We start from the raw sequence: 9670 nt of genomic DNA on the forward strand, positions 1-9670 counted from the left end.
TGTTCGTAAACGGCTGGAAAATCTCCGCTAGCGGCTGTCAGGCTGCGCCTGCTCTTTTGCTGCGATCGGCAATACCGTCGAATATTTGACTTCTCGCAGGGACAGGTTCGTTTGCAGCCGGGAAATGCCGAGCTTGTTCAGCTTGCGGATAAAGCTGTCCAGCCCCTTCCGATCGTGGATGGCGACTTTCAGCAGGTAATCGTATTCGCCCGTCAGACAGTGGCTCTCCAACACTTCCGGCATGGCGCGCAAGGCATTCTCCAGTGTTTCCAGCTGCTCTGCCTGGTGAAGATTCGTACTGATAAAAATAAAGCACAAGAGGTCAAAGCCGAGCTTTTCCTGATCGAGAATCGCCACTTGCCGGTTGATATAGCCTTCCGCCCAAAGCCGTTTCACCCGGGTATGCGTCGCAGGCGGCGACAAATTCACCCGCCTCGCCAGCTCGGTATTGCTGATCGTCGCGTCTTTTTGCAGCAAATCCAGGATGTGCAGATCGACAAGATCCAGCCCTTTACTGACAAAAGCTTCCATGTGATTCTCCCCTCTTTTTATTCTTCGAAAAGCGGCGCGATTTTCCCGCAAAAAACAGAGGAAATTTTCTTTCATGCCGCTATTTCTGCGAATGGTTTTGAATTTTTTATAATACACAACATTTTGTTTTGCAAGTCCGACGAAAATGCTATGTTCATAAATAAGCTGCTTTTCCACTCATCCGTCATCGAAAAAGGAGTCATCTTCTATGCCAAAAGCTTCTGTCTTGCTGCTTTTTACCAGTTTTCTGTGGGGTGGAAACTTCGTCCTGGGCAAGTCGCTCGTGGGGCACGCGTCCCCGCTTACCTTGACCAGCCTGCGCTGGCTGATCGCCGTCTTATGCCTGCTGCCGATTGTCTGGCGGAAGGAACGCAAGCTGTGGCCGGCCAAAGAAGCGATCCTGCCCCTCATGCTGATGGGGCTCACTGGTGTCGTCCTCTTCAACGTGTTTCAGTTTCTCGCGCTGGAGACGACGACCGCGACGAACATCGGGCTGATCTCGACGCTGAACATGCTCTCGATCTCGCTGTTTTCCTTTGTTTTTTTAAAAGAGAGGATCAATCGGTTCCAGATCGGCTGCATGGTGTTTTTGCTCGCCGGCGTGCTGCTTGTCTTGTCCAAAGGCAACGCCGACTACCTGCTTACCTTGCAGTTCAACACGGGGGATTGGTGGATGCTGGCTGCCGTTGGCGTGTGGGGGGTGTATTCCATTTGCAGCAAGTGGGCCTTGACCATGACGACTCCGATGATGTCCATTCTCTACTCGGCTGTTTTCGGGCTGGTGATCCTGCTGCCGTTTAACCTGGATGATTTTACCATATTCAATCCGAACGCGTCTTTCGTCGGCTCTCTGCTGTACACCGGCGTGATTTCCACCGTCGTGTGCATGGTGCTGTGGAACATCGGGGTGCAAAAGCTGGGCGCCACTACGTCAGGCATCTTCCTCAACTTCAATCCGATCTTCACGTCGCTTTTGGCCTTTTTATTCCTCGGGGAACAACTGACGTGGATGCAAGGAGTGGGCGGCATTATGGTGATTGCCGGATGTTTTTTGTTCTCCTCCGGGAAAGCAACAGGCAGCGCGACAAAACCGTCCGCTGCCGGAGAGGCGTGAACGCGAGAAGACCGTCCCTGACAGGAACAGCCAAAAAACAGGCAGTCGGCTTCTCTCGAACCAACTGCCATTTTTGCTTGATGCTTGAACGCTTTTTACGGGTTTTCGTAGTTTTTTAGCGGCATGCCCACATATTCCCGGAAGGAGCGAATCCGCTCCCCCTCGAATTCAAAAACGATGGAAAGCTCATTGCGGAAAGGTTTGCCGTTCAGCAATCCTTCCGAGCGAAATACGACCATCCCGTAGTTCTCATTCTCCAGCTCGATCAGCGAAGCGAGGCTCATCTGAAACACAGAGCGTTCAAACCTGACTACTTCCTCGAACCGCTCCCGGCCCTCCTGCTTCTGATTCCACCCATCCAGCGGGAGCGGAACGAAGAAATGAAAGTCATCCGTCACCTTGTCAAGGAAATCACCTGTATCGCCTGTTTCCAGCGCACATCTGAAAGTGTCAAACGCTTCACGGGTTTTCATCCTGACCAACCTCCTTTTATGGTGTGACCCTGCTTCGTTTTTTGCATCCGCGTGCAAGGTCTTCACTGGATGAGCTTGCGCTGGCTGGAAATCGTCCCAAGGTGGATTCCTTCGTGAACCAGGGCAAAGTTGAACAGCTCGCCTGCGGTATCGAATGAGAAAGGCCCCATGACATACGGTGCTTTCCATGGTACATCCAGCCTCTCAGGCGTCAACTCGGATAGACGGGAAAGCTGCAATGTTAGCAAGGAGAGCAATTCTTCCTTGCTCGGGGGAGCTATCGTCCATGCAGACGGTTTTGTACCGGAAGCAAACAGCCCTTCATACTGTTCCGGAATCAAGGACGGAGTATCGAAACAAAGCGTGGAGTACCGATCCATCCAATAGATCATATGCCCGACATTCCAGCGGATTGTGTTAGGGAAGCCCTTCGGCTGTACATCGAACTGTTCCTCGGGAATGCCTTCAACCTGACCAATAACAATGTGCCGAAGTACCTTACTGGTGTGGATCATGGATTGACTCATAGATCTTTGCCTCCTCTTTTTGGCTGTTGCTCTCTTCCATGCAAGTGTAACTCTCCCCGAAACGCGCAACAATCACACGATTCCGATGCTTTGGATCGGTCTCGCTAATCGCTCGCTGCTCCCTTCGTGCAAATCCTCCGTATCTTCGCTATACTGGAGGGAAGGAAAGTCATCGTTTTCCACGCTGCACAAAAAATGGATAAAGGAGCCTGGGAATGGAACTTAGACAGCTCCAGTATTTTGCTGCCATATGCAAGGAGATGCACTTCTCCAAAGCGGCCGAAACTCTCTGTACGACGCAGTCGAACCTCAGCCAGCAAATCAAGTTTTTGGAAAACGAGCTGGGCATCCCGCTGTTTGACCGGATAGGCAGACGCATTGCTTTAACGGAGGCAGGACAGATTCTTTTGGAGCAGAGCAAGATGATCTTCGAGCGCGTCGACTATATTCAAAGGGCCATCGCAGATTTACAGAAAGGAAATGGCGGAAAGCTGGACATCGGGATTCTTCCCGGCGACGGGGATCTTTTGTTCGATGCCCTGCTGATCGACTTTCATCGGTCGTACCCGAATCTGTCGATAAAGGTCACGGAGTCGACGGATGTGTACGAACAGGTTCTGGACGGTAGTCGGGACCTCGGCGTTACCACCACACCTGCCAAACCCGATGACCGCATCGCCGTTATCCCACTGTTCCATGAGGAGTTCGTCTTGGCCGTCCGCCCGGACCACCCCGCTGCCAAAGCAAAGGCCATTCCTTTCGAGCAACTCCAAAATATGAAGCTGGTCATGTTCGGGCCGGAGCACCAAATTTCCAAGGTCATAACCGCCTGCTGCCAGCAAAAGGGCATCACCATTCAAAGCCCGATCGTAACCTCCACCCTTTCCACATTGTTATCCTTGGTCGAACAAGGCGTGGGAGCTTGCATTCTCCCCCGTCTGCTAGTGGATAATCTCCATCGCGACCAGATCACCACCGTCACCCTGTTGAATCCTACACCAAGCCAAGATATTTGTATCCTCTACCATGCAGATCGTTTTATGGGCATGGCAGCCAAATTATTCATCGAGGAATTGCAGTCTTATATTCAGCGCGTCATGGAGCACAGCAACCGCTCGTACGGCTGAACGCATCGACCGCACACAAGCCCGGCTTTTGTTCTCCGGGCTTTTTGCATGATGCCATTCGTAAGGAAAAAACCTCATCCAACAGCGATGAGGTTCATTGCGAGGCGATTTCGTCATTGGTTCGCGTTCCCGATTATGTCTCGGTCATGATCCCGCCATTCACATGCAAAACCTGACCGGTCACATACCCGGAGTCATCCGAAGCCAAATATACATAAGTCGGCGCCAGTTCAAAAGGCTGTCCGGCACGCTTCATCGGTGTTTCTGTGCCAAACGTCTTCACGTAGTCGGCCGAATAGCTGGAAACGATGAGCGGGGTCCAGATCGGTCCTGGTGCTACCGAGTTCACACGAATGCCATGGCTGACCAGTTGGAGCGACAAGGAACGCGTAAAGGAGACAACGGCACCTTTGGTAGAAGAATAATCCAAAAGCAAAGGGGCACCCGCATAGGCTGTAACAGAAGCGGTAGTGATGATCGAGCTTCCGGGCTGCAAGTACGGCAACGCCGCTTTCGTTATCCAAAAATGCGGAAAAATATTGGTTTGGTACGTATTCAGCAGCTGTTCTGTGGTAATATCGAGGATGCTTTTCTGCGGGAACTGCACGGCTTGATTCAGCACGAGCACATCGAGCCTTCCATAAGCGTCAACGGTTCGCTGGACCATCTCGCTGCACCATGTTTCGTCCCGCAAATCCCCGGGCAACAGGAAGCAGCGACTACCGTAGCCCTCTACTACTTGCCTTGTTTCTTCGGCATCTACATGCTCATCGAGATAGGCAATCGCCACATCGGCCCCTTCCTTGGCAAAGGCAACAGCGACAGCCCGGCCAATCCCGCTGTCCCCGCCCGTAATCAGGGCAGTCTTGCCTTGCAATTTACCGCTGCCGATATAGGCGGAATAGTCGTAAATCGGGCTTGGGACCATGAGATATTCAAATCCGGGCTGCCTGTCCTGATGTTGGGGCGGAAAGGTGATCGGCGTTTCCTGGCAAGTTGTTTCATACCGGTAATACGGGTACTTCGGATACAAACAAAACCCTCCGTTTCGTGCGATATCAACCAGGATATTCGCCCGGGGAGGGAGGGGTTCAAAAAAAGATATCGGAAATCATCAGGGGACGTGAAAGGGATAATGGCCGCTATCTTGTGACAGACTGCCTTTGACCATCTCTCCCGCCGCTTGACCCGAAACCGACTTGTCCATCGATTCCTTTTACCCGCCCGGACCAAAAAGACCAAGCGCAATGCAAGCAAATCCAATCGCGGCAATGATGTTCATCCGCTTAAAAATGCGTTTGGCTTCATCCTTCTTCTGCTGGGCATCCTTTCTCATCCCTACGAACGCCATCACAATCGCAACGAAAACGGCAATGAACCCAATTGGCAATAACAGTACAAAAGACACGCTGCTTCCTCATTTCCTTATCGTTTGCGGCCTCTTCGCATCTCGCTGCCTGCACCATTGTACCATGAACCATCCGGTAAGGAAATTCCGTCCCGGCTGGCACTTCGAGTTAAGTCCATCTCATTGCGGAGAACATTCATTCACCTTCACTTGCTTAGACAATTTTCAACCTGGCAATCTTCTGTTGTTTCATGGTGAAATAATAATCAAGCGCCAGTGGGCTTCCGTCAAAGTTTCCGGAAATGGTAGCAGTGACAACGATTTCCCCGTCTTTTTCTGCGGCATTTGTCACCTCCGTTTGAATCAGCAAGCTCTTGTTTGTCCCTACAATATGCGATTCGATCGCAGAAGGTCCGTGATAAGCCAATCCTTCATCATAGAGTATGGCATCTTCTGTAAAGCACTTGGCAAGCAGGTTGCCATCATAAGAGTTGGATGCCTGAAAGTACGTTTCAATCGCTTCCGGTAATGGTACATTCATTGTTGTGATTCTCCTTCGTTTTGTTTTTGAAAGGATATTAGATGGTTCGGACAACTCCGCCGTCAATCGTATGCTCCGCCCCGATAATATAAGACGCACGGTCAGATACCAGGAAAGCGACAAGCTCGGCTACTTCCTCCGGTCGGGCGGTTCGTCCGATGGGAATACCGCCAAGGGCATCCATTAACTCCTGACGGGCACCGGCATAATCCGTTCCGGATCTTTGCGCGATACTCCTGATCTGGCCTTTCGCGCCCTCTGTTTCCGTGAATCCGGGTGCAACGGTGTTGACGCGGATTCCTTTTGACGCTACTTCCGTTGCAAGGTTTTTGCTGTAATTCGTCAAAGCCGCTTTTGCTGCTGAATAGGCCATCGTGGTACTACCCGGCATCCGCCGCTGGATCGATGTGATATGGACGATCACCCCATAGCCTTGTTTCAGCATTGCCGGCAATAATCCCCGATCCAGCCGGACAGCCGCGAACAAATTCGTCTCAAATACCAACGGCCAATCCGCGTCGCTTTGTGCGAGCGCTCCGCCGATTGGGGCAGGCGAGCCGCCGACATTGTTTACCAAAATATCAACGCCCCCAAACCGTTCCAGAATCTCGTTGACAATTTTGGTTGTTCCCTCCGGTGATATCGGCTTGAATAAATAAATCCGAACCTTTTCGTTCATCCGGTGTGCTTCGCGCAGTAGTAATCACCGTTGCGCCCGCGCCAGCAAGGCGTTTTACAATCGCTTCGCCAATTCCGCCCTTCGTTCCACCTGTGACCAGGACGCGCTTACCATGAAATTCCTGATGATACCATGACTGATCCGTGAAAGTTTTCATTACTTCCTCCTGATGTTTAGAATGGATATGGCTGTCTGCCACTACCTCTCCACTATACCCGCTATAACCTGACGACATCGGGTCAAGTTATCCCTTGTCCATTTTTGTATTTCCGGATCATTTTATGTAATTTGTCTTTGATCGCTTCACGAACCTCTTGCGGAGCCAGCACTTCCATATCGTCTCCAAAGGAAAGGATATAGTGAAACAGCCATTTGCTTTCCGGTAAAGAGGTCACGACCGTAAAAGAGCCATCTGGATGTCTCGTTATTTCGTTTTCGTCAAATTCATCATACACGCGGTAAGCGCCTTGAGGGGCAATCTTCACATGCACGTTCATCCACTTTTGCGAGCTCTGCTCGTTTTTTTCTACTGAAAGTCCTTCCGATAGGCTCTCTGTAAACAATTCCTGCGTTATCTCGATATGGGACATGCGTGAAATTTTGAAAGTCCTATATTCGTTTTTGGTTAGGCAGAACCCTTGGAGATACCATGCTTGACCCTTGAATTTGAGCTTGATGGGGGCAATCTTTCGGATGCTTTTCTCCCCAGAAGAATTAAAATAAGTAAACGCAATCATTTGCTGGTTCAGTATGGCATTTTTCAGGATAGTAAATTTCCTTTTTTTCTTTTCGTCGCTCCCCCAAGGCGACAAATCGACTTCAATCCAATTGGTCTTGCTTTTATGAAACAAACTGCTTAATTTGGAAAGCACCCTGTTCGTTTCGGGATTTTGCGTTACGGTCAAGCTCTGCAAAGCAAACAAGATTTCATTTTGTTCCTCTTCTGAAAGCACGGATTTATTGAGGACATACTCATCCAATAAGGATATGCCGCCGCCTTTTCCCTGGCTTGTATAAACGGGGATGCCTGCCGAAGATAATATTTCGATATCTCGATAAATCGTTCTGACCGATACCTCGAATCGCTCGGCCAGCTCTTTGGCTGTAGTCGTTTTTTTATGCAAAAGAATGTAGACAATTTCAAAAAGCCGATTGATTTGCATGGTCATCACCTCGCGTGCATGATACCTGTTATAACTTGACAATAGCGTGGCAGGTTATAGGGGAGAATTGCAATGGTATCGTTTCTATCTATGTTGGTTGCGCATTTGTTTGCAAAGGTATTGGTAGCGGAGCTTGGAACGGCATGGAGGGCAGGTGTATGGGCACTTGCCCGTTTTTGAGATGTTCCCTTGCGGCACGCTCCCGGCCTTTCGCTTTGAGCGTGTCCATTGTGGAAAGCGGTCTGTAAGCTCTGCTTCCTTTTGCACGAACTGCCCGCATTCCGTTAGGCCGGTTTCCTGCCAATATTGTAATGCCGCCCCTATCAGCCCGATTCGAGTCGCTTTGTTATAATAAGTATAAACAGTAATTGTTGGGGAGCTGTATATGGATAATTTAATCATTGAACCAAAGAAAGGCATTGGCAACATACGACTTGGTATGACTAAAGCTGAAGTGGATGAGTGCCTAAATTCTATACTGATAAATACGAGATCACCCATGAGCAAAATCCACAAAGATACCACATGAAAGGCTTTGTTTCACATTGCTTCACTTTTGAGTATGACTCCGATGGGAAGGTTAGCAGTATTTCCATTTCGTCTTCTCTAAAAGAAGTGCTTTGCTGCTTATTTCAGGGGATGGATGTATTCCAGACAAAAGCGGAAGAACTAGTCGAAAAAATTGATCGGATTTCAAAATATGAGCGAGACCATCCAGAGCTGGGGTGGACTTACGACTACCCCGAATTGGGCCTGTCTTTTTGAAGATCAAATATACGCAGGGAAACGGATATGCAAGCAGATTGGTTTAAACAAATGTCCCCAGAGAATCCTTTATTTTGGACAAGTATTCCCAATTCTATACACGAATTTTTGACAATATCGGAATATTGGACAATCCATGCTCAGCTTCGATGACCAAGGCCTGGTCAGAGCCGCGCTAGACGGTACCATAAAACGGGGCGACGTTATCCGCCGATAGCATGGCCTTGTGTAGTGTAGCGCTACATCTCCCCCGGCGTCGCGCAGGGGTCCTCCAGTGTGCAGTGTGCTGAATGATATTTTGGAACCAAGGGAATTTTGTGACGATTTGAAAATGAAATGGGAAAGGAGAGGGGGAATGGACATTGGAGAATCTTTCGTTGAGCTGCCGCGTGTGACGTCAACACATTCGCGCGTTACGTACAGCAACTTGATCCAAATCGCGGATAACCTGGACTTCCGGAATCCTATTTTTCACAGGAAGGCGAAGCGCAATCGCTCATTGGGTAGCGAGCAAGCGTTTGTTGTCGAATTGGCGCTGGCAGACGCGGCGTTTCGAAATCGGTTAAAACATTATATAATCGGGGGCGCACAGTGGTTCTTGTACACGGCGGACTACATGGACAGGTACTAAAAAGAGGCCCGCCTCTGCTTATTGCGGAGACGGGTTTACGATCAGGCAAAAGTCGTATACTTAACTTTCCATTTCTTTATGGCTTTGGACGCAAAAAGAAAATAAATGCCGAGAGTAATGATGCATAAAAGCCAAATTTTGAGCCAGAGTCTAAATAACCCAGTTCCATTAAAATGAAGTCGTTTTCCCTGGATGACCGTGTACTGGACTTCCCATCTGATGAGCTTGACCACTGCCAACGGGTAGCAGAGACCAATCGTGCAGATCATAATGATTGCCGCAAAGATTTTCAATAAAATGCCCTCAACAATATTTTACATTCGAACAATTTTCCTTCAATTAAAATGAAAAAGCCTCGCTAGCGATTGCAGCGAAGCTTTTTATGAATTGGGTTCCCCTGAAAAAACGGATCGAAATTGGAAGTCATGGAGCAAAAACAAGTGCCACTTGTTTTTGCTCCATGACTTCGACATTCTGTCCAGTAATTCCTTCTGCATCCCAATAATTATTTTTCAGAAAAAGCAGGGTATCTCCCCTACTTTTTCCCAAAAGTATAGCCCCTGTCCTATCAATGGATTCACCTTGGTGTCCATGATAGTTGGTGACAGGGTGTCCAGTAAAAAACAACTGGAGAAGTATTATTATTTTAAGTTCGATGAGTGGCATTTATGCGTTGTTTAAAACAAAAAATTTAAGTCATAACCACCGGCTTAGCCGGTGGCTTCCATTAGCCCTATAAGGGCATGTTACAAGCAAGCGCCTCAAAGGCGC

The 9670-nt window shown here is 49.2% G+C and carries 11 protein-coding genes and 1 pseudogene; 4 read left to right on the plus strand and 8 right to left on the minus strand.

The window, feature by feature from the left end; genetic code table 11:
- Positions 1 to 27 precede the first annotated feature (27 nt).
- Complete coding sequence (locus ACTHO6_RS09105; RefSeq protein ID WP_440241219.1) at positions 28 to 531, minus strand: Lrp/AsnC family transcriptional regulator; 504 nt, start codon at positions 529 to 531, stop codon at positions 28 to 30.
- A gap of 208 nt (positions 532 to 739) precedes the next feature.
- Here ACTHO6_RS09105 and ACTHO6_RS09110 point away from each other — a divergent pair, with 208 nt between their 5' ends.
- Positions 740 to 1645: a DMT family transporter gene (locus tag ACTHO6_RS09110; protein WP_440241220.1), complete on the plus strand. Its 906-nt coding sequence runs from the start codon at positions 740 to 742 to the stop codon at positions 1643 to 1645.
- Between the two features lie 95 nt (positions 1646 to 1740).
- Here the strand turns inward: ACTHO6_RS09110 and ACTHO6_RS09115 are convergent, their stop codons facing one another.
- Together ACTHO6_RS09115 and ACTHO6_RS09120 are read right to left on the minus strand one after the other, a co-directional pair.
- Entirely contained in the window at positions 1741 to 2118 is a 378-nt protein-coding gene (locus ACTHO6_RS09115; protein ID WP_440241221.1) for a nuclear transport factor 2 family protein, read from the minus strand.
- A 62-nt stretch (positions 2119 to 2180) separates the two neighbouring features.
- Positions 2181 to 2645, minus strand: coding sequence for a DinB family protein (locus tag ACTHO6_RS09120; protein WP_440241222.1), 465 nt, complete (start codon positions 2643 to 2645; stop codon positions 2181 to 2183).
- 215 nt (positions 2646 to 2860) lie between these two features.
- On the opposite strand from ACTHO6_RS09120, the gene ACTHO6_RS09125 reads away from it, so the two are divergent.
- Positions 2861 to 3772, plus strand: a complete 912-nt coding sequence (locus tag ACTHO6_RS09125; RefSeq protein WP_440241223.1) for a LysR family transcriptional regulator — start codon at positions 2861 to 2863, stop codon at positions 3770 to 3772.
- Positions 3773 to 3905: 133 nt separating this feature from the next.
- Here the strand turns inward: ACTHO6_RS09125 and ACTHO6_RS09130 are convergent, their stop codons facing one another.
- The 5 genes and pseudogenes from ACTHO6_RS09130 to ACTHO6_RS09150 all read right to left on the minus strand — a co-directional run bounded on the left by ACTHO6_RS09130 (position 3906) and on the right by ACTHO6_RS09150 (position 7503).
- A complete protein-coding gene (locus ACTHO6_RS09130; protein WP_440241224.1) occupies positions 3906 to 4805 on the minus strand; it encodes an SDR family oxidoreductase in 900 nt (299 codons plus the stop codon).
- 183 nt (positions 4806 to 4988) lie between these two features.
- Entirely contained in the window at positions 4989 to 5180 is a 192-nt protein-coding gene (locus ACTHO6_RS09135) for a hypothetical protein (protein ID WP_440241225.1), read from the minus strand.
- 154 nt (positions 5181 to 5334) lie between these two features.
- Positions 5335 to 5661, minus strand: a complete 327-nt coding sequence (locus tag ACTHO6_RS09140; RefSeq protein WP_440241226.1) for a nuclear transport factor 2 family protein — start codon at positions 5659 to 5661, stop codon at positions 5335 to 5337.
- Between the two features lie 37 nt (positions 5662 to 5698).
- Positions 5699 to 6497 (minus strand): annotated as a pseudogene (locus tag ACTHO6_RS09145) (SDR family oxidoreductase).
- Positions 6498 to 6579: 82 nt separating this feature from the next.
- Positions 6580 to 7503, minus strand: coding sequence for a helix-turn-helix transcriptional regulator (locus ACTHO6_RS09150; RefSeq protein WP_440241227.1), 924 nt, complete (start codon positions 7501 to 7503; stop codon positions 6580 to 6582).
- A gap of 462 nt (positions 7504 to 7965) precedes the next feature.
- Between ACTHO6_RS09150 and ACTHO6_RS09155 the strand changes: the two genes are divergently transcribed.
- Positions 7966 to 8268, plus strand: a complete 303-nt coding sequence (locus ACTHO6_RS09155; protein ID WP_440241228.1) for a hypothetical protein — start codon at positions 7966 to 7968, stop codon at positions 8266 to 8268.
- Between the two features lie 355 nt (positions 8269 to 8623).
- Complete coding sequence (locus ACTHO6_RS09160) at positions 8624 to 8899, plus strand: hypothetical protein (RefSeq protein WP_440241229.1); 276 nt, start codon at positions 8624 to 8626, stop codon at positions 8897 to 8899.
- The last annotated feature ends 771 nt before the right edge of the window (positions 8900 to 9670 follow it).

The sequence above is a fragment of the Brevibacillus sp. SAFN-007a genome, from assembly GCF_051967035.1.
GTDB lineage: Bacteria > Bacillota > Bacilli > Brevibacillales > Brevibacillaceae > Brevibacillus.

What these genes read in the sequence shown, in the direction of transcription:
- ACTHO6_RS09150 (WP_440241227.1), bottom strand. Translation starts at nt 7,503, where the DNA reads ATGCAAATCAATCGGCTTTTTGAAATTGTCTACATTCTTTTGCATAAA.
- ACTHO6_RS09160 (WP_440241229.1), top strand. Translation starts at nt 8,624, where the DNA reads ATGGACATTGGAGAATCTTTCGTTGAGCTGCCGCGTGTGACGTCAACA.
- ACTHO6_RS09105 (WP_440241219.1), bottom strand. Translation starts at nt 531, where the DNA reads ATGGAAGCTTTTGTCAGTAAAGGGCTGGATCTTGTCGATCTGCACATC.
- ACTHO6_RS09140 (WP_440241226.1), bottom strand. Translation starts at nt 5,661, where the DNA reads ATGAATGTACCATTACCGGAAGCGATTGAAACGTACTTTCAGGCATCC.
- ACTHO6_RS09120 (WP_440241222.1), bottom strand. Translation starts at nt 2,645, where the DNA reads ATGAGTCAATCCATGATCCACACCAGTAAGGTACTTCGGCACATTGTT.
- ACTHO6_RS09115 (WP_440241221.1), bottom strand. Translation starts at nt 2,118, where the DNA reads ATGAAAACCCGTGAAGCGTTTGACACTTTCAGATGTGCGCTGGAAACA.
- ACTHO6_RS09125 (WP_440241223.1), top strand. Translation starts at nt 2,861, where the DNA reads ATGGAACTTAGACAGCTCCAGTATTTTGCTGCCATATGCAAGGAGATG.
- ACTHO6_RS09110 (WP_440241220.1), top strand. Translation starts at nt 740, where the DNA reads ATGCCAAAAGCTTCTGTCTTGCTGCTTTTTACCAGTTTTCTGTGGGGT.